Raw genomic sequence first — 23,081 nt, 5'->3', positions numbered from 1 at the left:
TCTGAAGGGATGGGCCCGATGACCGCCACCCCCGGTCGCCACATGACCGACGAGATCAGCCAGCAGCCCGCGATCTTCGCCGACCTGCTGGCCGGCCGGGACGCGATCGCCGAGGTGGCCGCGAAGATCGCGGAACGCCGGCCGCGCTTCGCGCTGCTGGCCGCCCGCGGCTCCAGCGACCACGCCGCGCTCTACGCGAAGTACCTGCTGGAAGTCCTGCTCGAAATGCCCGTCGGGCTGACGTCGCCGTCAACGACCACGCTCTACGGCGCGCAGCCGGACCTGACCGACGTGCTGCTGGTGTCGGTCAGCCAGAGCGGCGGGTCCCCGGACCTGCTGGAGGTCACCGAGTCCGGCCGCAAGCGCGGCGCGCTGACGGTCGCGGTCACCAACACCGCCGACTCGCCGCTGAACTCCGCCGCCGAGCTGTCGGTGGACATCCGGGCGGGCCGCGAGCAGGCGGTGGCCGCGACCAAGACCTACAGCGCGACGCTGCTCGCCCTGTACCTGCTCGTCGACGCGGTGCGCGGCGGGACCGGCGCGGACGCCGAGCCGATCCCCGAGCTGGCCGCGACCGCCCTGGACGCCGGCCAGAAGGTGGTGGACGACGCGGTGCGCCGGTACCGCTTCGCGGAGCGGATGGTCACCACGGGGCGCGGCTACTCGCTGGCCACCGCCTCCGAGGCGGCGCTGAAGCTCGCCGAGACCAGCTACCTCTCGGCCCGCGCCTACAGCGGCGCCGACCTGCTGCACGGCCCGGTCGCGGCGGTCGACACCGACACCGCGGTGCTCGCGCTGTGCAGCAACGGGCGCGGCGGTGACGCGATGCGCGAGGTGCTCGACGTGGTCCACGAGCGCGGCGCGGACATCTGCGCGATCGGCTCGGCGGCCTCGGACGTGCAAGCGTCGCACCGCATCCCGGTGCCCGCCTGCGCCGAGGAGCTGGCGCCGGTGCTGGAGGTCCTGCCGGTCCAGCAGCTGGCCCTCGGGCTGGCGCTGGCCCGGGGCTTCGACCCGGACAGCCCGCGCGGCCTGAAGAAGGTCACCCGCACCCGGTGACCGACGGTTTTCGAAGCGAACGGCCCGTTCACCCCGCCTACCGGAGCGAACGGGCCGTTCGCTCCTCCGGCCCGGTTGCGCTGAGCGACGACATCCCCCTGCCGCGCAAGTAAAAGCCCGCCTCACCGAGGGGGCGGGGTGAGACGGGCACCGTCAGGTTACGCCGAACGGAGCATGCCGCAAGCCTCGGGGCGAGCCGAACGGCAGAGTCCAAAGACCCTAAAAGCCGTACACCTCGCGCGCCGTCGCCCCGAACACCGCCGCGCGCTGCCGATCGTCGAGCCCGGCGGTCAGCTGCCGGGCCACGTCCATGACCTGCCCGTAGTCGGCGGCGAGCAGGCACACCGGCCAGTCCGAACCGAACATCAGCCGGCCCGGCCCGAACGCCTCCAGCACCACGTCCACGTAAGGTGCAAGCCTCACCGGATCAGGTTGCCGGGCCCAGTCGTCCTCGGTGACCAGACCGGACAACTTGCACACCACGTTCGGGTGGGCGGCCAGCGCCCGGATGCGACTCGCCCACGGCTCCAGCTCACCGGTGGCCACGGGCGGTTTCGCGCAGTGGTCGAGCACGAAGGTCAGCTGCGGGAACTGCCCGACGGCCTTGATCGCGGCCGGCAGCTGGTGCGGCCGGACCAGCAGCTCGTACACCAGCCCGGCGGCCTCGACCGCGGCCAGCCCGTTGAGCACCTCCGGGCGGATCAGCCAGTCCGGGTCCGGCTCGTCATCGACCTGGTGCCGGATGCCCTTCAGCCAGCCGCCGGACGGGTGCGCCTGCAGGCGGCCGATCCGCTCGCGGGCGTCCCGCGCGGTCAGGTCGACCCAGCCGACCACCGCCGCGATGCGGTCCACGGTGTCGGCCAGCACCAGCATCTCCGGCGTCTCGTCCGGGTCGGCGGCGGTCTGCACCAGCACCGTGGCGGTCACGCCGGAACCCTTCAGCGCGGCCTGCAGGTCGGCGGGCCGGAAGTCGCGGCGCAGCGGCTCCATCGCCTCGCCGACGATCCACGGCTGGTCCCGGACGTCGAGGTCCCACAGGTGGTGGTGGGTGTCGACGGTCATCGAGCCGCCCCGCTCGCGCCGCAACGGCCCGCACCGTCCAAATCGGACATTCGACGTGACCCGGCAAGGTCGTCCATGCTCCAGCTCCCCGACTGATCAAGCAACGCCTCGATGTATAGCCGCTCGCCACGCCGGATGCCAGGGGTTGGCGAGAAGGTCCCGGCCGGTTTTGGTCGCACCGGCCACGGTGCGCGGCCGCGAGGGGTAGAAAGGGCGGATGCACGGCGACGAAGCGGCGCTCGTACTCGGCCTGGACATCGGCGGAACCAGCAGCCGGGCGCTCGTCAGCGACCTGTCCGGCCGGGTGCTGGGCCGCGGCGAAGCGGCCGGCGGCAACCCGAATTCGCACCCGCCCGGGCAGGCGGCGCGGCAGATCGCCGATGCCGCGCGGGCGGCCCTCGCCGGGATCGATCCGGCGGCGGTGCGCAACTGCGTGATCGGCATGGCCGGGGTCAGCAAGATGGCCGATCCCGGGTTCGGCGCGCTGTTCGACCGCACGTGGTCCGGGCTGGGCCTGCGGAGCCCGTGGAGCGCGATCAGCGACTGCGAGGTGGCCTTCGCGGCGGGTACGCCGGATCCCGACGGCACGGTGCTGATCGCGGGCACGGGCGCCATCGCGGCCCGCATCGAGCAGCACCGGATGGTCGCGACCATCGGCGGTCACGGCTGGCTGCTCGGCGACGAGGGCTCGGCGTTCTGGCTGGGCCGCGAAGCGGTGCGAGCCGCGCTGCGCGCGCTGGACCGCGGCGAGCCGCTGCACGGCCTCACGGCGGCAGTGCGCGACCGGCTCCTGCCGGACGCGCCGGGCGCGCAGCGCAGGGAGCTGATCAGCGCGGTGAACGCGGCCCCACCGATCCGCCTCGCGGAGCTGGCGCCGCTGGTGACCGCGGCCACCGACGAAACGGCAGCCGACATCGTCCGGCGCGCCGCCCAAGTCCTGGCCGACACCGCGGCGGCGACCCGCTGCCACGGCGAATCCAGGACGATCGTGCTGGCAGGCGGCCTGGTGGCGCCGGGCAACCCGGTCCGCGAGGCGCTGCGCGGCACGCTGTCGGCCCGGGGCTTCCAAACCCAGCGCACGGCGGGCCCGGGCGAAGCCGGAGCGGCCTGGCTAGCGGCCCTAGACCTCGCGGAGGACCCGAAGACCCTCCACGAACGCCTGCTCAGCCGGACTACCAACGCCTCCCCCGAGCCGTGAGGTCCGCAATTTCAATGGAAATCAGAGGTCCGATTTCCATTGAAATTGCGGAAGTTATCCACAGGACCCGGCGTGTCGGGGTGCGACACGCCGATGATCCCCGGTTTCCGTTGGAGCTGGGGATCCGGTTGCGGGCGGAAACCTGGGGTGCAGTTTCAATGAGCGTTTTCCATCCTGGTCGGCCCGCAACCGCGGGTCGCAAAGCTGCACATCGATGAGGTGCCGCATGCGCCGCAGGCGCATAACCCACCTACGAAACCCGCACCGCCGCGGGTTCTCAGAGGCTCCCTGGCGAGGACGGCCCTGACGCCGTGTATCGGACATACATAAGTCAGGGCACCCACAGTCCAGGGAGCCTCTGAGGTTCCGCTACCCGCACCGCCACGCAAAACGAGGTTGGAAAAACCTCATTGAAATCGAAGTCCGGTCCGTCCTCAGGCGAGGCCGACCTCTTGGAGGCCCTTGCGGATCGCCGCCAGCTCCGCCTCGTCCGCGTCCACCAGCGGCAGCCGGACCCCGCCGACCCGGTGGCCGACCAGGTTCAGGGCCGCCTTGACCGGGATCGGGTTCGTGGTCGTCGACAGCGCGGCGTACAGCGGCTTCAGTGAGGCGTCGATCTCCGCCCGGCGCTCCGGCTCGTCGACCATCCGCCGCATCTGCGGGCCCACCAGGTGGCTGGCCACCAGGATGCCGCCGAGACCACCGAGGTCCAGGGCTGCGGCGAAGCCGTCGTCGTTGCCCGCGTACAGGCCGAGGCCGTCGATCTGGGCGAGCGCGGCGTTGTCCGCCTGCTTGACGTAGTCGATGTTCTCGACCTGGGCGAGCTCGGCGAGCAGGTCGGGCGTCAGCGACAGGCCGATCCGCGACGGCACGTTGTAGAGCACCACCGGCTTGTCCGTCGCCCGCGCGATCTCGGTGAAGTGCCGGACGAGGCCGCGGCGGTTGGGCCGGTTGTAGTACGGCGTCACCGAAAGCACCGCGTCGGCGCCGAGCTCGGTCGCCCGCTCCGTCATCTCGCAGGCGTGCGCGGTGTTGTTCGACCCGGTCGAAGCGATCACCGTGGCGCCAGCCGGGCGCTCGGCGCAGGCGAGCTCGATGAGCCGCAGGTGCTCCTCGTCGGTGAGCGTGGGCGCCTCGCCGGTCGTCCCGCAGACCACGATGCCGTCCGAGCCGTGGTCGATCAGGTGGCGGAACAGGTCCATGAAGGCGGCTTCGTCGACGCGCAGCTCGTCGTCGAACGGGGTGACTATCGCGGTGATCACGCTGCCGAGAGACATGAGCGCATTCTGCTCCTCCGGCCGAGCGGTCACGACTGCGGATGCCGCAGTCCCGGGTGTTCCGGCGGCAGGGACCGCCGCATCACCCACCAGCTCGCCGCCACGCACACCGCCACCAGCGGCCAGGTCAGCACGACCTGCGCGATGGTCAGCGCGCCGGTGAAGCCCAGCAGCCACAGCGGGATGAACACCACCAGCCGCACCACGTACTGGCCGACCCAGACCCAGCTCGCCCGGCTGTACGCCCGCAGCAGCACCGGGTCGCGGCGCCACCGCCGGGCCTGGCCGAGGGCCGTGCCGACCACCACGCCCAGCAGCGGCCAGCGGATCGCGATGCTGGTCATCCAGGCGAGCGCGCTGAGCGCGTTGGTCACCAGCCTGGGCAGGAAGAAGTCCGCGGCATCCCCGGTGTACAGCGCGATCAGCGCGCCGAGCAGGACCGCGAGCAGGCTGATCAGCACCGCCAGCGGCCGGGCTCCCCCGCGCAGCCGCCAGCCGGCGATCAGCGCGCCCACCACCACCGCCGCGCCGCCGCCGATGGCGATCGACTCGCCGCCGAAGAACCACCCGGCGCCGAACGCGATGGGCGGCAGGCTCGCGTCGATCGCGCTGGTGCGGCCGCCGAGCAGCCGCATGAACGAATCGCGGTCGTCGCGGTCCGCCGCGATCTCCGCCTGCCGGTCCTGCGTCACGGAACCCAGCCTGCCCTAACCAACGCCTGGTCCGCACCCACCAGTGGCAAGCAACTCCCCGACGAGGCGTTTCAGCCGAGCCCCCGGCGGGCCCGGTCGAGGAGGGCGGCGAGCTGGCCGGCGATGCGGGGCTTGTCCGCCGGGCGGCAGGTGACGACGTCCTGGCCGTCGGCGCGCTCGCCCTGCAGCGAGTAGCGGCCCCGGTCGTTGTCGAACCAGATCAGGTTCGGGATCCGGCCGCGCGGCCCGCCGCGCCGGGCTCCGCCGACGACGAAGTGCCCGAGCCGGAACTTCTGCCCCGAGGTGATCGAGCGCAGTTCGGCCAGCCCGTCGATGTCGGCGTCGGTCGGGCGGCCGTGGCTGCGGTCGGCCACCGCGCGCACCTCGCCGCCGCTGCCGGGCGGGGCGTCGGGCAGCAGCTCGGCGCACACCCGGGGCAGGGTGTCCGGCGCCAGGAAGCTCATCCGCAGCCCCCGGCCGTCGAGCACGCCGACCACGCCGACCTCGCCGGTCGCCACGACCCGCGCGGCCAGCCGCTGCCCGGCGCGCACGTCCAGCAGCCCGGCGGCGGCGATCGACACCTCGGAGCTGCACAGCAGGTACAGCGCGTCCTCGACCTCGGGCTCCGGGCGGCCGTTGCGGGCCAGGCCGGTCGACTCCAGCTCCTGCCACACCTGGGCGGCCAGCCGGTTGCGGTCCTCCGCGGCCTCGCCGACGCGCGGGAGCTCGAACGGGTACTGCCGCACGGTGAGGTTCAGCTGCTCACCGAGCAGGTCGACCGCGGGGATCGACAGGGTGATCGTCTCGACCATCACAGCTCATTTCGAGTCGGGGTGCGCCGGCCGGCGCTGAGATCAGCGGCGCGGGACTCGGCCCGCACCGCAGGCGTTGGTTGCACCCGCGGCACGAGCCACATCGAACAATCCCTAGAAGTCCCGGTAGCTGGCGGGGGCTTCGCCCAGCACCGGCGGGGCGACGAGGCGGCTCTCGCCGTCGTCCTCCTCGAAGAGTTCGTCGGCTTCGACCAGGAACTGCGGCACCGCGCCGCGACCGCTCTCGCCCGGCTTGTAGCCGGCGCCGGCGCGCAGGTCGTCGTCCTCCCGGCGCTCCTCCTTGAAGTCGTCGGCCGACCACGTCATGTTCCGGCCGTAACCGGCGCGGGCCGACGAGGTCCCGTTCCAGGTGCCGGACGATCCCATCGGCCCGAACCCGCCGTCGGCGCGCTGCGTGAGCTTCGGCGCCCGCGCGGGCACGGGACGCTGCTGCTCGGGCGGGCGAGGCGGCTCCGGCTGCGGCTCCGGCGGGCGCGGTGGCGCCGGCGGCGGGCCGGCGTTGACCGGCATCGGACCGCTCGGCTGGCCGTCCGGCCGCGCGGGCGGCGGCCCGACCGGGCGCCCGGCCTGCGGCATCGGACCGCTCGGCGGCCCCTCGGGCGGCGGCCCGGGAGCGACCGGAGGTCGCGGCGGCGGACCACCCAGCGACGGGTTGCCGACCGGAGGCGACGGCGGACCCTGCGGAGCAGGAGGACGCGGTTCGGCCATCGGCGGACCGTCGACGGGCGGCGGCCCGGAGGGCGGCGGCCCGGCGAGCCGGGGACCGGGAGCCTCGTGCCGCGGCGCGCCGTCAGGCGCGAGCGGTGGGGCGTCGGGCCGCGGCGGAGCCTGCGGCGGCGGACCGCTGAGCGGAGCGGCCTGCGGCAGCGGGCCGGGCTGCGGAGGCGGGCCGTCCAGCGGCAGCGGCGAAGGGCCGTCCTGCCGGGGCGGACCGGCCTGCGGCAGCGGACCGCTGCCCGGACCGGAGTCGTGGCGCGGCGGCGGACCGTCCAGCGGAGCGTCGTGACGCAGCGGAGCCTGCGGCGGCGGACCGCTCAGCGGACCGGCCTGCGGCAGTGGGCCGCTTGGCGGTCCCACCTGCGGCGGCGCACCCATCGGAGCGGCGTCCGGTCGCGGCGGCAATCCGTCGATCGGCCCATCGTGGGGCGGCGGCCCGTCCGGACCTGCCGGCGGCAGGTCGTGGCGCGGCGGTCCGGCCTGCGGCAGCTGGCCGCTCGGCGGGCCGGCGTCGTGCCGCGGCGGCAACCCGTCCGGCCCGGACATCGGCCCATCGTGGGGCGGCAGACCATCCCGGCCTGGCGGCGGGGCGTCGTGACGGCGCCCGCCGACCTGCGGCGGCAGTCCGCTCGGCGGCCCGTCGAACGGCGGGGCGCCGGACCTCAGGGCATCCGGCTCGGGCGCCAGCAGCCCGTCTTGCGGTAGCGGGCCGCTCGGCGGTCCCTGCTGCGGCAGCGGGCCGGAGTCGTGTCGGCGCGGTGGGCCGTCCGGCCCGGTCGGCGGGAGGTCGTGGCGCGGCGGTCCCGCCTGCGGCGGCGGGCCGCCCACCAGGCCGTCGTGGATCGATGGCAGCGGGCCGCTCAGCGGGTCGTCCTGCAGCGAGCCGCTGAGGCCGCCGCTGAACCCGGCCGGGCGCTGCGGTTCTTCGAGCGGCTCGGGGCCGAGTGAGCCGGACAGCTCGGCCGGCGGTTCCGGCCGTCCCGGCGGCACGTCGAGCCCGCCGAGGTCGCCGGAGAGCGCCAATCCGCCGCCCGGCGTCTTCGGCGCTTCCGGCCGGTCCGGCGCCGGCCTGGCGTCTTGGGGCTGCCGGCGCTGGTCGTGCTCGAAGCGATCGGCCAGCTGCTCGGCGCGCTGCCACAGCGCGAACGGGTGCGGTTCGGCGGCCAGTGCGGCGAGCTCGCCGCGCAGATCGAGGCGCATCGGACGCGGGGCGGGCGGCCGGGGCCCGCTCGGTGCCGGCGGCACCTCACCGCCGAGCGAGCCGCGCATCGGCGCGTCCGCGCGGCGTCGTCCTCCCGGGCCTGCTGCCCGCTGTTGCGCGTCGAAGCCCGCGGGCCCCGGCGCGGACGCCGGATTCTGCGGTGACGTCACGATTCCCCCAGATATTCGGGACGGTTGCAGCGCCGCGCGACGTCCGGGTGGACCCGAACCGCGGGCGCACTGGAATCGACGCAACGGAGCACGCTGTCGTTCCCCAACTCAACCGACCGCGATGACGCGAAACGGCGGACGGCGCGACGTCTCCCCGAACGCACGCCGAGCTGCCACCTGCATCGATCGCAACATCGCGGGCCCCCTCATTGCATCTGTTACCGCCGAAGAACAGTAGCAGCTGAGGTTCACCCGTATCGGTGTTTCGAGGAATAGCCACTCAGTTGCTGCCGCGACGCCGGAAAAGTGCAGTGCGGCAACGAAATTCGCAAAGCACGAGCAGTTTCCGGGCGAATCGGACAGAAATACTAGACCGTTCAGTGCCGTTAGTCACTAGTGCGGAACCGACGGTGGCGTAGGTAGCCGTTCGAGCGCCAATCTGGTTCCCGGTCACCGCGCGTGCGGGAGAAAAGACCAGGAGGGAAAGAGTCAATGGAATCGCAGCGCAACGCCGACTCGGCGCGCTGGGGCAGCTTCGTCGCGCTGGGGGACAGCTTCACCGAGGGGCTCGCCGACGCGGATCCGAACGGGAGCTTCCGCGGCTGGGCGGACCGGCTGGCCGAGCACCTGACCGCCCACGACCCCGAGCTGCGGTACGCCAACCTCGCGGTGCGCGGCAAGCTGATCCGCCAGATCGTCGACGAGCAGGTGCCCCAGGCGGTGGCGCTGCGGCCCGGGCTGGTCGCCCTGACCGCCGGCGGCAACGACATCATCCGCCCCGGCAGCAACCCGGACGCGGTCGCGGAGCTCTTCGAATCCGCGGTCGGCGAGCTGCGGGCCACCGGCGCCGACGTGCTGATCGGCACCGGCTTCGACACCCGCGACACCCCGGTGCTGCGGCACGTGCGCGGCAAGGTCGGGACCTACAACTCGCACCTGCGGGCGATCGCCGACAAGCACGGCTGCTACGTGATGGACCTGTGGTCGATGCGGGTACTGCGGGACAACCGGGCCTGGAGCGAGGACCGGCTGCACCTGTCCGCGGCGGGTCATCGGCGAGTCGCCCTGCGCGCGTGCGAGGCGCTGGGCGTTCCGGTCGCCGCCGACTGGCGCGAGCCCTGGCCCGTGGTCCCCGGAATGCCCTGGCGGGAGCAGCGCGCCCAGGACATCCGCTGGGCCCGCGAGTACCTGGCGCCGTGGATCAGCCGCCGCCTGCGGGGCGTGTCCAGCGGCGACGGCCGCACCGCGAAGCGCCCCCAGCTGGAGAAGCTCACCGCCGGGCACCCCTCGGCCTGAGCTCTGTGTGGTGCCGTTTCACCTGGTAGTAACGCCTGTGCTGACGAAGCGAAGACCAACCGACCCACGGTCCTCGTCTTTGAAGCGGCGCAGCCGCTCAGCCCAGCACCGCCGCGGGTTCTCGGTGCCCACCCCTCCGGGGTTCTCCCGGCGAGGACAGCCCCGACGTCGTGAATTGGTCATCCATGATGTCGGGGATCCCGCAGCGAGAAGACCGCAGCAACTCCCGCAGAGGGCCGCCACCCGCACCGATGAGCAAGGCGACCACAACTACACGTACAAGACGAAGTGCGGGCCTCCGGCAGGATCACCCACTCCTGGCGCCGAAAGCCCGCACTCACCCCCACGTCCATCCGGGATGAACCCGTCCCGAATGCCAAGCCCCCCTTGCGGCCGCCCCGGCCGGCCACGTGTGCCGACCGGGACGACCGGGCGACAATCCCCCCTGGACTCCCCCCAGAGCCGCCCGTGTGCGAACCATGCACGGCTTGATCCGCACATGATGAAAGTTCCCAGCGGGCGCTACACGGCCGCTAAACGTCGGCTAAACGCCCCTCAGCAGGCGGCCGCGGAGAGGTCTTCCAGCCGCGCGCGGACCTCGGTCGAGCGCGGCGAGCCCTCCGATTCGAAGATCGCCAGCGCGGTGTCCCAGCGGGTTCGGGCCACCGCCAGGTCGCCGCGGGACCGGGCGGCGTCGCCGAGGCCCAGGTACGCGGACGCCTGCCGCATCGCGGAACCGCACTTCAGCGCCATGTCCAGCGCCTCGTGGTGGAACCGCTCGCCGTCGGCGATCCGGCCCAGCTCGATGCTCACCTCGCCGCAGTTGTTCAGCACCATCGCCAGCGTCTCCAGGTCGTCGGCGTCCCGGTACAGCGCCTCGGCCTCGCGCAGGTGCGCCAGCGCCTCCTCCAGCTCGCCGTTGACCTGCTCGACCATGGCGAGGTTGTTCAGCGCCCCCGCCACGAAGTACCGGTCGCCCAGCGAACGGTAGACCCTCAACGCGTCCTGGCAGTGCACTTTCGCCTCTTCGTAGCGCTTCAGGCGGAACAGCACGCTGCCCATGTTGACCTGGGTCATCGCCAATCGCGCGGAATCGCCGGTCCGCACCGCGGCCTGGTACGACTCGTCGTAGTGCGCCAGCGCGGCGTCCAGCCGGCCCGACCGCGAGTACGCGACCCCGAGCCCGGCCGGCATCAGCACCTTGCCCGCCGGGTCGTCCACCGCCCTGGCCGAGTCGAGCCCGTCGCGGTAGATCCGGATCCAGTCCTCCCACGGGCAGCGCACCATCAGGTAGTTGAACTGCAGGCGGGCCAGCGGCCAGGCCAGCTCGTGCATGCCCTCGGCGTTGGCCGCCCGGACGGCGGCGACCAGGTTCGTCCACTCCGCGTCGAACCACTCCAGCGCCTGCGAACGGTCGGTGATCTCCGGCCGGGGCACCTCGGGCCCGCTGGAGAAGTCCAGGTCGTCCCGGGCCGGGCGGAGGAAGCGGCGCGCGTGGTCGGCCGTGACGAGGTAGTGGTTCAGCAGCCTGCGCAGGGCCTCGGTGTCGACCGGGGCCGGCTCGGCCAGCAGGTCGCGGGCGTAGACGCGCAGCAGGTCGTGCATGCCGAACCGGTCCGGCTCGGTCTCGGTGACCAGGTGCGCGAGCGCCAAGGCCCGCAGCCTGCGCTGCGCGTTGGGCGCGTCGGTGCCGCACAGCGCGGCGACGGCGTGCGAGGTGAAGGTGTGGCCGGGCACCAGCCCCAACAGCCGGAACGTGTCGGCGTGCACCGGGTGCAGGCTGCGGTAGGAGATGTCGAACGCGCGGCGGACGCTGGTGTCGACGTCGTCGATGTCCAGCGCGTGCAGCCGGTTGCGCTCGTCGGTCAGCTCGTGCACCAGGTCGGACACGCCGCGCGCCGGGTTCGCCGCGAGCCGCGCAGCGGCGATCCGCAGCGCCAGCGGCAGCCCGCCGCACAGCTCCGCCAGCGCGGCCGCGGCCGCCGGCTCGGAGGCCGACTTGCCGGGCACGCCCGCCCGGTCGAGCAGCTCGATCGCGGTCTCGGTCGGCAGCGTTTCCAGCGGCAGCACCCGCGCCCCGCTGCGCACCACCAGCCCGTCCAGCCGCCGCCTGCTGGTGACCAGCACCAGCGACTCGGCGCTGCCAGGCAGCAGCGGCCGTACCTGCTCGGAGTCCCGCGCGTTGTCCAGCAGCACCAGCACCCGGCGCTTGGCCAGCAGCGACCGGTACAGCGCGGTGCGGTCGTCCAGCTCGACGGGGATCGCATTCGCCGCGACGCCGAGCGCTTTGAGCATGCTGGTCAGCACCTCGCCGGGCGTCAGCGGCTCGCGCTCCGAGTCGTAACCGCGCAGCGACGCGTACAGCTGCCCGTCGGGGAACTCGTGCTCGACGCGGTGCGCCCAGGTCAGCGCGAGGGCGCTCTTGCCGACGCCCGCGGTGCCGGTGAGCACGGCGAGCAGGGTGGAGCCGTGTTCGCGTTCGGCCAGCAGGTCGTCGAGCGCGGCGAGTTCGCCCTGGCGACCCACGAATCCGGCCGGGGCCGGCGGCAGCTCCGCCGGGATCGGGCGCTTGAGCTCGGGCCCCGGTTCCGGTCGGCGCTGCGGGCTGCGCAGCGCCGGGTCGTCGCGGAGCAGCTTCTCGTAGAGTTCGCGCAGCTCGGGGCCGGGATCGAGGCCGAGTTCGTGGGACAGCCGGTGGCGCAGGGCGTGGTAGCGGGCCTGCGCCTCGGCGCGGTGCCCCGCGCGGTAGTGGGCCAGCATCAGCTGGCTGGTGAGCCGTTCCCGCAGCGGATTCCGGTCGACCAGGGTGGACAGTTCCAGCACCAGCTGGTGGTGCCTGCCGAGATCCAGGTCGGCGGCGACGCGCTCCTCCAGCGCCAGCAACCGCAGCTCGTCCAGGTTCGGCGCGACCATCCGGTACAGCCGGCTGCTGGCGAGGTCGGAGAGCACCGGGCCGCGCCACAAGGTCAGCGCCTCGGCCAGCATCCGCGACCGCGCCGCCGGTTCCATGCCGTGCGCGCGGTTGATCAGCGCCCGCGCGCGGTGCGCGTCGATCCGGTCGCTGTCGACCCGCAGCAGGTAGCCGGGCGGGCGGGTGACGATCTCGGCAGATTCCGAGCCGGCGCCGAAGAGCTTGCGCAGCCGGGAGACGTAGCCGTGGATGATGGTCCGGGCGCTGGCCGGCGGCTCGTGCTCCCACAGCGTGTCGATCAGCCGGTCCATCGAGACGACCTGGTTCGGTTCCAGCAGCAGGCAGGCCAGCAGCGCGCGGACCGGGGCGCTGCCCAGCGGTTGCGAGCTGCCGTCGACGCGCACCTCGAGAGGACCGAGCAGGCGGAACTCGAACCCCGCGCCCGGTGCCTCGGTCGAGCTGCCCTGCCCCGCCATCATCTCCAATTCCGACTCTCACTCATGTTTGTTGAGCCTTCAGACAGTCTCGGGTACCGCGCACGGCGAGTCCACACCCCCGGAAAGCCCACGCGGCAGCCGGTCCGCCGCCCAAAACCCGACACACCGTAACGAGGCGCACCCGAACGCATGTCGATCACCGGCCGACGATTCACTCCAATGGAGCCATGTCCGATTCCTCCCTCGGCGTCCGGCCCACGCCGCTGTTGCGGTGAACATCTCCCGGCGACCGGATACGCCAAGTAAAGTCTGGACACGGCGATCACTCGTACGAGGACACTGTGGAAGGAGAGCCGCACCCGTGCCGACCCCGTCCACAGTGGTCGATCGCGCGGTGGCCTGCCTGCTCGGCGGGGCGCTCGGCGATGCGCTCGGCAGTCCGGTCGAGTACGCGCAGCTGGACGGCATCCGCGCCGAGTTCGGCCAGGCAGGCGTGGCCGAACCGCCGCCGCAGGCGCTGCTCGGCGACGCGACGCAGCTGGCGCTGTTCACCGGCGAGGGTTACCTGCACGCCTGGACCACCGGTAACAACGGCGGCAATTGGCGGCCGGTCGAGTCCACCGCCGCCGCCTACCGACGGTGGTTGACCACCCAGCAGGAAGACAAGCCGCAGCCCGGCGCGACCGGCCTGCTCGCCGAGCCCGAGCTGTACGCCAGCCGGGCGCCCGGCCTGACCAGCCTGCGCGCGCTGCAGGAACCCGAGCTCGGCACGCCGGACCGGCCGCGGAACACCTCCAAGGGCTGCGGCGGAGTGGATCGCAGCGCGCCGCTCGGCTTCGCGCCCACCGCCGAGATGGCCTACCAGCTGGCCTGCCAATGCGCGGCGCTCACCCACGGCGGCGTCGGCGGCTGGGCCTCGGCCGGGGCGCTGTCGCTCATCGTGCACCTGGTGGCCGTGCAGGAGCGGAAGCTGCCCGCCGCGGTGGACCAGGCGGCGGGCCGCGTGCTGCGCGAGGACGGCGAGGCCGCCACGGCCCTCGCGGAGGCTTCGACGCTGGCGCGGCTGGGCGCGAGCGTCGGGCACATCGAGCGGCTCGGTCAGGGCTGGATCGGCCCGGAGGCGCTGGCCATCGGCGTCTACTGCGCGCTCGCGATGCCCAAGCCCGACCAGTTCGCCGACGCCCTGCGGCTGGCGGTGAACCACTCCGGGAACAGCGACACCACCGCCGCCGTGACCGGCAGCATCCTCGGCGCCCGGCACGGCACGGCGGTGCTGCCCCGCTCGTGGCTGGCGCGGCTGGAACTGGCGGACGTGATCGAGCGCATCGGCCACGACCTCGGGGCCTCCTGCGTCGGCGAGCAGTTCAACGAACGCCGCTACCTCGGCCTCGCCTGACGCACGGTTTCCGCTGGTGCACACCCGTGCGCATGTTGTGCTGCCATCGCGACGCGAAACACGCACGGCACCTGACCAGCGGAGACTGATCGCTCAGGCGTCGTCCGGCCGGGCGGCCTTGGCCCGGACGACGGCGACGGCCACGGCGAGGAACCCGATGTTGAAGGCCAGCTGCACCGAAACGACCGCGCGGGCGAGCTGGGACACCGCGTACACGTCGCCGAAGCCGACGGTGCTGGTGATCGTCAGCGAGAAGTAGAGCGCGTCGGTCTTGGTGCGCAACGACGCGACCGAGCCCGGATCGTGCCGGACCAGTCCGAAGTAGACAGCCGCGAAGAACAGCACTGCCAGGTACAACGCCGCGGCCACCCCGGCCATGGAGCTGCCGTGGCGCGCGCCGCCGATCCGGAACCGGCGCACCTGGAACAGGATCAGCGAGGAGACCGCGGCCAGCCCGACCGCGAAGACCACGACCGCGTTCACGGTGCCGACGAGGCCGAACCGGTCGACCGGCAGGAGGTAGTAGACGACGGTGCACGCCACCACCGCGCCCAGCGAAGTCGCCAGGTTGATCAGGACCCGCTTCCGGCCGCTCCCAGGCACGACCGCCAGCTTCGGCCAACCCCGGACCCACCGCCATTCGAGCCCCGTGCTCGACCCGCGGTTTCACTGAGGTTTTTCCAACCGCGTTTTGGGTGGCGGTGCGGGTGGCGGAACCTCAGAGGCTCCCTGGACTGTGGGGCCCCTCCTGATGTATGTCCATTGGAACTGCCACCACGTGACCGCAGTTTCAATTGAAACTGTCGTCAGGCGGTGACCGGGGTCCGGGACAGGCGGCGGAGCCGGCGGTTGCCGACCACGCGGCACACCAGGTAGATCACGAACGAGATGATCGTGACGAAGGCGCTCACCGGCGCCCCCGGCGCCAGCGACAGCAGGATGCCGCCCAGCACCGCCACCTCGGCGAACACGACGGCCAGCACCGTCGCCTTGACCGGGCTCGCGGTCACCCGCGCCGCCGCGGCTCCCGGCGTCACCATCAGCGCCAGCACCAGCAACGCGCCGACGGTGTAGACGCCGAGCGCGGTCGCCACGCCAACCAGCACCGCGAACAGCGGCGTCAGCAGTCGCGCCGGAACACCGCGGGCCGCCGCGACGTCCGGGTCGACGCTGGCGAACAGCAGCGGCCGGTACACGAAGGCCAGCACGACCAGGACCGCCGCCGCGCATCCGGCCAGCAGCAGCACGTCCGCGGAATCGACGCCGACGATCTGCCCCACCAGCAGGCTGAACTTGTTCGAGGTCCGCTCCGGGTTGAGCCACAGCAGCAGCACGCCGACGCCGAGCCCGAAGGACAGGATCGCGCCGATCACCGAATCGCGTTCGGTCCCGCGCTGCCCCAGCAGCCCGAGCAGCAGCGCGGCGACCACGGCCCCGGCCAGCGCCCCGACGCCGACGCCCACGCCGATCAGCAGCGCCGCGGCGGCACCGGTGAACGCGAGCTCGGCCGTGCCGTGCACGGCGAAGGACATCTTCCGCGCGACGACCAGCGGCGCCAGGCAGCCGGAGACCAGCCCCAGCGCCGCCGCGGCCAGCAGCGCCTGCTGGACGAACGGGTAGCCGAGCAGGTCGATCGTGGTCGAGAAGTCCAGGATCTTGCCCAGCCCGTCGATGATCGCGTTCACGCTTCTTCCGCCTCTTGCACGTGGTGGTCGTGCTCGTGCTCGTCGGTGCCGGCGACCACCAGCCGCCCGCCGACGCGGGCGACCTCGACGTCGGTGCGGTACAGCTCGGACAGCGTCGCGGAGGTCATCACCTCGTCCGGCGGGCCGATCCGGAACCGGCCGTCGACCAGGTAGAGGACCCGGTCGACCAGCGGCAGCACCGGGTTGATCTCGTGGGTGACGAACAGGACCGCGGCCCCGGCCTCCCGCGCCTGGTTCGCGATCAGCCGGCTGACCTTGCGCTGGTGCGCGATGTCCAGCGACAGCAGCGGCTCGTCGCACAGCAGCACCGCCGGATCGCTGACCAGCGCCTGCGCCACCCGGAGCCGCTGCTGCTCGCCACCGGAGAGCAGGCCCAGCGGCATCCGGGCGTACTCGGTCGCCTCGACCGCGCGAAGCGCCGCGGCGACCCGCTGCTTGCGCTCGCGGCGGCCGCGCAGGCCCGTGCCCCAGTGGTGACCGTCCAACCCGAGACCGACGAGATCGCTACCGCGCACCATCACGGTCGCGTCCAGCGCCCGCTGCTGCGGGATGTAGCCGATCCGGTTGCTGCCCCGGCGGGCCGGCCCGCCGGCGATCTCGACGCTGCCCGCGGAAAGCTGCTGCAAGCCCAGCAGCACGCGCAGGAGGCTCGTCTTGCCGGAGCCGTTCGGCCCGAGCACGGCCAGGAACTCCCCCGGCGCGACGTCCAGGTCCAGGCCGGACCACAGGACTCGGGGGCCGTAGGAGAGCTCCGCGCCGCGCAGCCGCACGGCGGGGGCCGTGGCGGTGGGCGCGAGGACGGTCTCGGTCTCGGGTTTGGCGGTCATATCTCAGCGATTCTGGGTCAGGGCGGCCTGCAGGGCCGTGATCTGGGCGTCCATCCACTGCACGTAGGTCTTGCCCTGCGGCAGGGTCTCGGTCATCTCCACGACCGGGATCTGATTCTGCTCGGCGGCGCTGCGCACGTTGCGGGTGACCGGCGATTCGGTCTGCGGGTTGTAGATGACCGCCGCGGCCTGCTTGGAGTTCACGGCGTTCTGGATCGCGGCGACCGCGGCCGCCGACGGGTCGCTCTCGGCCTCGACGGCCTTGACGAACTCCGGCGGCGTGATGTCCTGCAGGCTCGCCGCTTCCACCAGGTAGTGCGCGACCGGCTCGGTGACGATCACCGGCTTGCCCCGGTTCTGGTCGCCCAGCTCGCCGACCCGCCCCTGCAGCTTGCCGATGTCCTCCGCGAAGAGGCCCGCGGCCTTGCCGAACTGCTCGGCCTTGGCCGGCTGCAGCTTGCTCAGCTCGGCGTTGACCTGGGCCGCCACCTCCTGCACGACGTGCAGGTCGTACCAGACGTGCTCGTTCACCGAATGGTCGTGGCCCTCGTGCCCAGGCTCCTCGTGCCCGCCGTGTTCCTCGTGCCCGCCGTGCTCACCTGCGGGTTCACCCGCGGGCTCGCCCTCGTGCTCGTCCTTGACGGCCTCGATGGTGGGCTTGCCCTGGCCGCTGCTGCCGAGGATCTTCTCCATGAACTCGTCGTATCCGCCGCCGTTGAACACGACCAGGTCCGCGTCGGTGACCTTCGCGGCGTCCTGCGGGGTGCTCTCGTAGGAGTGCGGATCGGCGCTGGGGTCACTGATGATCGCCTCGACGTCGACGGCGTCGCCGCCGACCGCCTGCACGACGCTGGCCCACGCGCTGGTGGAGGCGACGACCTTGATCTTGTCGCCGCCGCCGGCTGCCTGCTCGCCGGTGCCGCAGGCGGTCAGGGCGATGGCGGTGGCGGCGAGGCCGGCTAAGGCGGTGGCAGCAGAGCGGCTGCGGACGGTCATCGGTTGCACTCCTCGGCGATAGGCCGCTTGCGCAGCAGACTGACGGCTAACTGCGAACGGTAACGGAAACCGTTGTCAACTACAGTCTAAGCACGTCTCCGCACAACACTCCACCGACCGGGTTATTCCTGTTGCGCGCGCAACGACGCCCCCGCCAGGACCAGCGGGGGCGTCGGCATGGGGGCCGCGACCGGCGGTGGCCGCCTGAGCAGCCACGATCGGTTCGCGATCAGGCGACCAGGCGATCTCCGGTCTCGGGGTGGAAGAGGTGGATCTCACTGTGGTCGCGCAGGGCGACCTTGACCTGCTGGCCGAGCGCGGGCGGGGTGCGGCCGTCGGCGCGGACGACGAAGCGCTCCTGCGAACCGTTGACGTCGATGGCGCCGTGGATCAGCGCGTCCGCGCCCAGCTCCTCGACCAGCTCGACGGTCATGGCCATGCCGTCGTCCTCGCTGGAGGTCAGCGACAGCGCTTCGGGGCGCACGCCGAAGGTGATCTCCTTGAGGTCGCCCGCGGCGGCCACGGCCTCGCGCGGCAGCGGGATCGTGGCACCGTCGAGTACCGCGCCGTCGCTGGTCAGCGGCACCGTCTTGAGGTTCATCGCGGGCGATCCGATGAAGCCGGCGACGAAGGCGTTGGCCGGGTTCTCGTACAGCTCCCGCGGACTGGCGCACTGCTGCAGCAGCCCGTCCTTGAGCACCGCGACGCGGTGCCCCATCGTCATCGCCTCGACCTGGTCGTGGGTGACGTAGATCGTGGTGGTGCCCAGCCGCTTCTGCAGCGCCGCGATGTTCGCGCGGGTCTCCACCCGCAGCTTGGCGTCGAGGTTGGACAGCGGCTCGTCCATCAGGAACACACTGGGCTCGCGGACGATCGCGCGACCCATCGCGACCCGCTGCCGCTGACCGCCGGAGAGCGCCTTGGGCTTGCGGTCCAGGTACTTCTCGAGGTCCAGCATCCGCGCGGCCTCGGTGACCTTCTCCTTGATGACGCCCTTGGGCGTCTTGCGCAGCTTCAGCGCGAAGCCCATGTTCTCCGCGACCGTCATGTGCGGGTACAGGGCGTAGGACTGGAACACCATCGCGATGTCCCGCGACTTCGGCGGCGTGTTGGTGACATCGTTGCCACCGATGGTGATGCCGCCCTCGTCGACGTCCTCCAGCCCGGCCAGCATCCGCAACGCCGTCGACTTGCCGGACCCCGACGGCCCCACCAGCACCAGGAACTCACCATCGGCGATGTCCAAGGCGAGCTTGTCCACCGCCCGTACCGGTGGACTCCCCTGGTAAACGCGCGAGGCGTTGACGTACGCAACCTCAGCCATCTGTGACACCTTTCACGGAATCGGTCATGAAAACGTAACCGCAAAATCGCTTCGGGTCAGCCCCTCGAATGAACCAACTCGGAGAGTGATCACTCTACGTCGCTCCGTGTTCATGATTCGAACGTGAGTGGGATCTGCATCATGCTCACTTCACCGAGGGGTACTGAACCGTTACGGTTCCTCCATGGCGCGGTCAACGAATGCCCGGCGGCCTGCGACGCTCGCATCGCTCGCTGCAGAACTCGGGGTCTCCCGGACTACGGTTTCCAACGCGTACAACCGTCCGGACCAGCTCTCCCCGGAGCTGCGCAAGCGAGTCCTGGAGACCGCTCGCCGGCTTGGCTACCCGGGTCCGGATCCGGTCGCGAGGTCGTTGCGGACCAGGAAGGCGGGCGCGGTCGGCCTGCTGCTCACCGAGAACCTCTCCTACGCGTTCCGCGACCCGGGCGCCGTCGGCTTCCTCGAAGGACTCGCGCTGGCCTGCGAAGACGCCGGCCAGGGCCTGCTGCTGATCCCGGCGAGCCCGGAGCGCGAAGATGTCGCCTCGGTGCACCGCGCCGGCGTCGACGGCTTCGTCGTGTACTCCGTGCCCGAGGACGACCCGCACCTGGCCGCGGTGCTCGAACGACCCGTCCCGGTGGTGGTCTGCGACCAGCCGCGCCTGGACAACCTGGACTGGGTCGGCCCGGACGACGGGAAGGCCATCAAGAGCGTCGCCGACCACCTGATCGGGCTAGGCCACCGCCGCATCGGCGTGCTGTGCATGCGCCTGGCCCGGGGCCGCAACGACGGGCCCGCGTCGGTGCAGCGGCAGGCCAACGCCAGCTTCCACGTGCAGAAGGCCAGGCTGACCGCGCTGGCCGAGGTGTTCAGCGAGGCGGGCGTGGACTGGACGAAGGTGCCGGTGGTGGAGCGCTTCGACCACACCACGGCCTCCGGGGCGTCGGCGGCGGCGCAGCTGCTGGAGATCGACCCCGAGATCACCGCCATCGTGTGCACCTCGGACATCCTCGCCCTCGGCGCGCTGAGCGAGGCCCGCAACCGCGGCCTGCGGGTGCCGGAGGACCTGACCATCACGGGCTTCGACGGCATCCCGGACGCGGAGCGGGCGGGCCTGACGACGGTGCGCCAGCCGTGGCTGGAGAAGGGCCGTGCGGCCGGGCGCCTGCTGCTGGAGGCCAGCGAGCCGGGCCGCCCCCGCCACATCCAGCTGGAAACCCAGCTGATCACCGGTGCCACCTCGGCCCCGCCCCGCTCGGCGGAGGAGCGCTGGTTCGGCCCGTGATCACGTTCCGGGCAGGCCGCCGTCCACGGCGGTGCAGCCGCCGGTGACGTGCCTGGTGAGGTCGCCGGCGTAGGCGACGATCGCGGCGGCCACGTCCTCGACCCCGGCGACCCGGCCCAGCGGCGTGCGCGCCCCGGTCCCGTCGATCATCGCCCGCTGCTGCGCACCGGCGTTGGCGTCGGTGGGCACGAATCCGCGCGCCACGATGTTCACCCGGATGCCGCGCTGCCCGAGTTCGACGGCGAGCATCCTGGCCAACATGTCGTTGGCCGCACCGACTGTCTGGGACGCAAGGGTCGGTTTCGGGCGAAGCCGGCGCACGGTGTGAAGGCGAGGTGGCGATTTCGCGCGAAACCGCCGTCGGCGTCGGGCACGGGGCTTCCCGACTCCGCCTGAAATCGGAAGTCTCCTCGGCCTGGTGGGTCAGTAGTTCGCCCACTCGCCCTGGGCGTACTGGAGGATCGTCGGGTGCATCAGGGTCGACGGTTCCAGGCCCGGGATCCTGGTGCGGTCCGGCGAAAACGTCGCCGCCGCTTGCAACGTCGCCGCATCCAGGGACCGCAGCGGCGGAGCGTCGGCCGCGAGCCGCAGCGGCGGCGCCCCGGGCGAGGCGAGCGGTGTCGGGCCGGACGCGACGAGCGGTGTCGGGCCGGACGCGACGAGCGGTGTCGGGCCGGACGCGACTATCGAGGGTCCGCCCGTCGTGTGATCGTCCGCAATTTCCATTGAAATCGAAGGTCCAATTTCCATTGAAATTGCGGACCCCGGGGCGGAACCCGGGGTGGGCGAGGCGGAACCCGGGGTGGTTGGGGGTGGTTGGGTGGGGGTTGCGTTGGCCAGGTGGAAGCCCCATTCGCCGAAGCTGGGCATCGCGATCTGGTACGGGACCGTGTTCAGGCCCGCCGACCTCATCGTCGACTCGATGCACCAGAATGCCTTCGGCGCGAAGAACGGCGAACCCGCCTGCACCACCACTCGCGCGTTGTCCGACATCGCCTGCCGGACCAGGCCGTAGAACTCCGTCGAGTACAGCTTCGCCGTCGCCGTGGAGTCCGCGTCGGGCATGTCCACGAGCACCACGTCGTAGCGTTCGCGGTTGTCCCGCAGCCAGCTGAAGGCATCCGCCGCGATCGCCCGCACCCGCGGATCCGCGAAGGCGTCTTTGTTCAAAGCGGACACTCGGGGGTCGGTGCGCGCCAGCTCCAGCACCGCCGGGTCGAGGTCCACCAGCGTGGCCTCGCGGACATCCGGGTACCGCAGCACCTCGCGCAGCGCCAGGCCGTCGCCGCCGCCCAGCACGAGCACCCGCTCCCGCGGCCCTGCCATCGCCGGGTGCACCAGCGCCTCGTGGTACCGGTACTCGTCCATCGAGCTGAACTGCAGGTCTCCGTTGAGGTACAGCCGGGTGTCGCTGTTCCCGTTCAACGAAACCGACTCGGTCAGCACGACGTCCTGGTACGGCGTGCGCTCCGAATGCACCACCGGGTCCGCGTACAGCGCCTGGCGCGCGGTGACCTCGAAGTCGTCGGCGAACGCGTAAGCCCCGACGAGCACGCCGCCGACCAGCACGGTCGCCCCGGTCAGCAGCAACGTCGCGCGCTTGGAGAGCTCCCGGCGGAAGACGGTGAGCACCAGCCCGATGCCGGCGGCGGCGTTGACCATGCCGACCAGCAATGCGCCCTGCACCTGCCCGAACAGCGGCAGCAGCAGGAACGGGAACGCCAGCCCGCCGACGAGACCGCCGACGTAGTCGGCCGCGAACAGGTCGGCGACCGCGGAACCCGCGTCCTGTCGCCGGATCCGCTGCAGCAGCACCATCAGCAGCGGGATCTCCGCGCCGATCAGCACGCCGAGCACGAGCGCGGTGGCGATCAGCGCGGGCATGTACAGGCTCAGCCACGCGAACGCGGCGTACAGCCCGAGCACGCTGATCCCGCCGAGCAGAGCGAGCAGCAGTTCGATGCCCGCGAACGCCGGAGCCGCCCAGCGCTGCAGGGGTTTCGCGGCGAGCGCGCCGACGCCCATCGCGAACACCATCAGCGACAGCACGATCGACGCCTGGCCGACAGTGTCGCCGATCAGGTAGCTGCCGAGCGCGACCAGCGCCAGCTCGTAGACCAGACCGCAGGCGGCGCAGATGAAGACGGCCACCAGCACCGCGGTCCTGGCGACCCGGCCGCGCGGCTTGACCGGATCGGCGGGCTCGGCGGCGGGCTCGGCGCTCACCGACACGCGCTGCTCACCAGATCGAGGCGGCGATGATCACCGCGATCACCACGTGCGTGGTCGCCGAGACCCAGGTCGCCGGGTGCATGTTCGGGGACGAGAGCTCGTCGCCGAGCTTGCCGGGCGTGACCGCGTCGATCAGCAGGAACGACAGGCTCATCAGGATGAGCCCGAGGAGACCGAAGACGAGGGTGTCGATCAGCCCGGCGATCAGGTCGTCGGCGCTGCCCACGATCGCGGTGGTCAGGATGATCCCGACCCCGATCAGGCCGGAGACCAGCAGCAACGCCGCATTCGGGTTGCGCTGGACCCAGATCAGGTCGCGGAGCTTGCCCGGCGTGGCCAGGTCGACGAGCACGTAGCCGAGCGCCATCATCGCCACACCGATCACCCCGTAGGCGACGGCGGCGATCAGGCCGGCGAGCATTTCCTGGAGCAAGGTGAGGCCCTTCTGGTGTCGTGTTCGGT

The 23,081-nt window shown here is 72.2% G+C and carries 19 protein-coding genes; 5 read left to right on the top strand and 14 right to left on the bottom strand.

Annotated elements, in window-relative coordinates:
• Window positions 1–9: 9 nt before the first annotated feature.
• Entirely contained in the window at window positions 10–1,059 is a 1,050-nt protein-coding gene (locus AC07FN_RS21460) for an SIS domain-containing protein (RefSeq protein WP_478397185.1), read from the top strand.
• Between the two features lie 219 nt (window positions 1,060–1,278).
• On the opposite strand, the gene AC07FN_RS21455 is transcribed toward AC07FN_RS21460, so the two are convergent.
• Window positions 1,279–2,121: an amidohydrolase family protein gene (locus tag AC07FN_RS21455; RefSeq protein WP_478397184.1), complete on the bottom strand. Its 843-nt coding sequence runs from the start codon at window positions 2,119–2,121 to the stop codon at window positions 1,279–1,281.
• Window positions 2,122–2,338: 217 nt separating this feature from the next.
• Here AC07FN_RS21455 and AC07FN_RS21450 point away from each other — a divergent pair, with 217 nt between their 5' ends.
• On the top strand, window positions 2,339–3,319 hold the full coding sequence (locus tag AC07FN_RS21450; RefSeq protein ID WP_478397183.1) for an N-acetylglucosamine kinase: 981 nt from the start codon (window positions 2,339–2,341) through the stop codon (window positions 3,317–3,319).
• Window positions 3,320–3,753: 434 nt separating this feature from the next.
• On the opposite strand, the gene dapA is transcribed toward AC07FN_RS21450, so the two are convergent.
• From dapA to AC07FN_RS21430, 4 genes are all read right to left on the bottom strand, one after another.
• Window positions 3,754–4,596: a 4-hydroxy-tetrahydrodipicolinate synthase gene (dapA, locus tag AC07FN_RS21445; protein WP_478397182.1), complete on the bottom strand. Its 843-nt coding sequence runs from the start codon at window positions 4,594–4,596 to the stop codon at window positions 3,754–3,756.
• Window positions 4,597–4,625: 29 nt separating this feature from the next.
• Entirely contained in the window at window positions 4,626–5,288 is a 663-nt protein-coding gene (locus AC07FN_RS21440) for a DUF3159 domain-containing protein (RefSeq protein WP_478397181.1), read from the bottom strand.
• Between the two features lie 71 nt (window positions 5,289–5,359).
• Window positions 5,360–6,100, bottom strand: coding sequence for an ESX secretion-associated protein EspG (locus AC07FN_RS21435; RefSeq protein WP_478397180.1), 741 nt, complete (start codon window positions 6,098–6,100; stop codon window positions 5,360–5,362).
• A 114-nt stretch (window positions 6,101–6,214) separates the two neighbouring features.
• Window positions 6,215–8,209: a hypothetical protein gene (locus AC07FN_RS21430; protein WP_478397179.1), complete on the bottom strand. Its 1,995-nt coding sequence runs from the start codon at window positions 8,207–8,209 to the stop codon at window positions 6,215–6,217.
• A gap of 492 nt (window positions 8,210–8,701) precedes the next feature.
• On the opposite strand from AC07FN_RS21430, the gene AC07FN_RS21425 reads away from it, so the two are divergent.
• Window positions 8,702–9,505, top strand: coding sequence for an SGNH/GDSL hydrolase family protein (locus AC07FN_RS21425; RefSeq protein ID WP_478397178.1), 804 nt, complete (start codon window positions 8,702–8,704; stop codon window positions 9,503–9,505).
• A 555-nt stretch (window positions 9,506–10,060) separates the two neighbouring features.
• Here AC07FN_RS21425 and AC07FN_RS21420 read toward each other — a convergent pair.
• Entirely contained in the window at window positions 10,061–12,895 is a 2,835-nt protein-coding gene (locus AC07FN_RS21420) for an AfsR/SARP family transcriptional regulator (protein ID WP_478397177.1), read from the bottom strand.
• 319 nt (window positions 12,896–13,214) lie between these two features.
• On the opposite strand from AC07FN_RS21420, the gene AC07FN_RS21415 reads away from it, so the two are divergent.
• A complete protein-coding gene (locus AC07FN_RS21415) occupies window positions 13,215–14,249 on the top strand; it encodes an ADP-ribosylglycohydrolase family protein (RefSeq protein WP_478397176.1) in 1,035 nt (344 codons plus the stop codon).
• 93 nt (window positions 14,250–14,342) lie between these two features.
• Here AC07FN_RS21415 and AC07FN_RS21410 read toward each other — a convergent pair whose 3' ends face one another.
• From AC07FN_RS21410 to AC07FN_RS21390, 5 genes are all read right to left on the bottom strand, one after another.
• A complete protein-coding gene (locus tag AC07FN_RS21410) occupies window positions 14,343–14,852 on the bottom strand; it encodes an ion channel (protein ID WP_478397175.1) in 510 nt (169 codons plus the stop codon).
• Between the two features lie 203 nt (window positions 14,853–15,055).
• Window positions 15,056–15,934, bottom strand: a complete 879-nt coding sequence (locus tag AC07FN_RS21405; RefSeq protein WP_478397174.1) for a metal ABC transporter permease — start codon at window positions 15,932–15,934, stop codon at window positions 15,056–15,058.
• Complete coding sequence (locus AC07FN_RS21400; RefSeq protein ID WP_358306917.1) at window positions 15,931–16,782, bottom strand: metal ABC transporter ATP-binding protein; 852 nt, start codon at window positions 16,780–16,782, stop codon at window positions 15,931–15,933. Before AC07FN_RS21400 ends, AC07FN_RS21405 begins: the two co-directional genes overlap by 4 nt.
• 3 nt (window positions 16,783–16,785) lie before the next feature.
• Window positions 16,786–17,778 (bottom strand): metal ABC transporter solute-binding protein, Zn/Mn family, encoded by a 993-nt coding sequence (locus AC07FN_RS21395; RefSeq protein WP_478397173.1) that lies wholly within the window; start codon window positions 17,776–17,778, stop codon window positions 16,786–16,788.
• Between the two features lie 229 nt (window positions 17,779–18,007).
• Complete coding sequence (locus AC07FN_RS21390) at window positions 18,008–19,102, bottom strand: ABC transporter ATP-binding protein (RefSeq protein WP_132487087.1); 1,095 nt, start codon at window positions 19,100–19,102, stop codon at window positions 18,008–18,010.
• A gap of 184 nt (window positions 19,103–19,286) precedes the next feature.
• On the opposite strand from AC07FN_RS21390, the gene AC07FN_RS21385 reads away from it, so the two are divergent.
• Window positions 19,287–20,387, top strand: coding sequence for a LacI family DNA-binding transcriptional regulator (locus AC07FN_RS21385; RefSeq protein ID WP_132487085.1), 1,101 nt, complete (start codon window positions 19,287–19,289; stop codon window positions 20,385–20,387).
• Here AC07FN_RS21385 and AC07FN_RS21380 read toward each other — a convergent pair whose 3' ends face one another.
• From AC07FN_RS21380 to AC07FN_RS21370, 3 genes are all read right to left on the bottom strand, one after another.
• On the bottom strand, window positions 20,388–20,648 hold the full coding sequence (locus tag AC07FN_RS21380; protein WP_478397172.1) for an SDR family oxidoreductase: 261 nt from the start codon (window positions 20,646–20,648) through the stop codon (window positions 20,388–20,390). It lies immediately after the preceding gene.
• A gap of 162 nt (window positions 20,649–20,810) precedes the next feature.
• Window positions 20,811–22,613 (bottom strand): polyamine aminopropyltransferase, encoded by a 1,803-nt coding sequence (locus tag AC07FN_RS21375; protein ID WP_478397171.1) that lies wholly within the window; start codon window positions 22,611–22,613, stop codon window positions 20,811–20,813.
• Between the two features lie 13 nt (window positions 22,614–22,626).
• On the bottom strand, window positions 22,627–23,052 hold the full coding sequence (locus tag AC07FN_RS21370; protein ID WP_358567018.1) for a DUF350 domain-containing protein: 426 nt from the start codon (window positions 23,050–23,052) through the stop codon (window positions 22,627–22,629).
• Window positions 23,053–23,081 lie beyond the last annotated feature (29 nt).

The organism is Saccharopolyspora sp. NPDC045941 (assembly GCF_056431445.1).
Note: the sequence above shows the minus strand (reverse complement) of the source record. Positions and strands in the feature narration are given on the sequence as shown.

What these genes read in the sequence shown, in the direction of transcription:
- AC07FN_RS21385 (WP_132487085.1), top strand. Translation starts at nt 19,287, where the DNA reads ATGGCGCGGTCAACGAATGCCCGGCGGCCTGCGACGCTCGCATCGCTC.
- AC07FN_RS21435 (WP_478397180.1), bottom strand. Translation starts at nt 6,100, where the DNA reads ATGGTCGAGACGATCACCCTGTCGATCCCCGCGGTCGACCTGCTCGGT.
- AC07FN_RS21450 (WP_478397183.1), top strand. Translation starts at nt 2,339, where the DNA reads ATGCACGGCGACGAAGCGGCGCTCGTACTCGGCCTGGACATCGGCGGA.
- AC07FN_RS21420 (WP_478397177.1), bottom strand. Translation starts at nt 12,895, where the DNA reads ATGATGGCGGGGCAGGGCAGCTCGACCGAGGCACCGGGCGCGGGGTTC.
- AC07FN_RS21460 (WP_478397185.1), top strand. Translation starts at nt 10, where the DNA reads ATGGGCCCGATGACCGCCACCCCCGGTCGCCACATGACCGACGAGATC.
- AC07FN_RS21395 (WP_478397173.1), bottom strand. Translation starts at nt 17,778, where the DNA reads ATGACCGTCCGCAGCCGCTCTGCTGCCACCGCCTTAGCCGGCCTCGCC.
- AC07FN_RS21390 (WP_132487087.1), bottom strand. Translation starts at nt 19,102, where the DNA reads ATGGCTGAGGTTGCGTACGTCAACGCCTCGCGCGTTTACCAGGGGAGT.
- dapA (WP_478397182.1), bottom strand. Translation starts at nt 4,596, where the DNA reads ATGTCTCTCGGCAGCGTGATCACCGCGATAGTCACCCCGTTCGACGAC.
- AC07FN_RS21400 (WP_358306917.1), bottom strand. Translation starts at nt 16,782, where the DNA reads ATGACCGCCAAACCCGAGACCGAGACCGTCCTCGCGCCCACCGCCACG.
- AC07FN_RS21380 (WP_478397172.1), bottom strand. Translation starts at nt 20,648, where the DNA reads ATGTTGGCCAGGATGCTCGCCGTCGAACTCGGGCAGCGCGGCATCCGG.
- AC07FN_RS21425 (WP_478397178.1), top strand. Translation starts at nt 8,702, where the DNA reads ATGGAATCGCAGCGCAACGCCGACTCGGCGCGCTGGGGCAGCTTCGTC.
- AC07FN_RS21455 (WP_478397184.1), bottom strand. Translation starts at nt 2,121, where the DNA reads ATGACCGTCGACACCCACCACCACCTGTGGGACCTCGACGTCCGGGAC.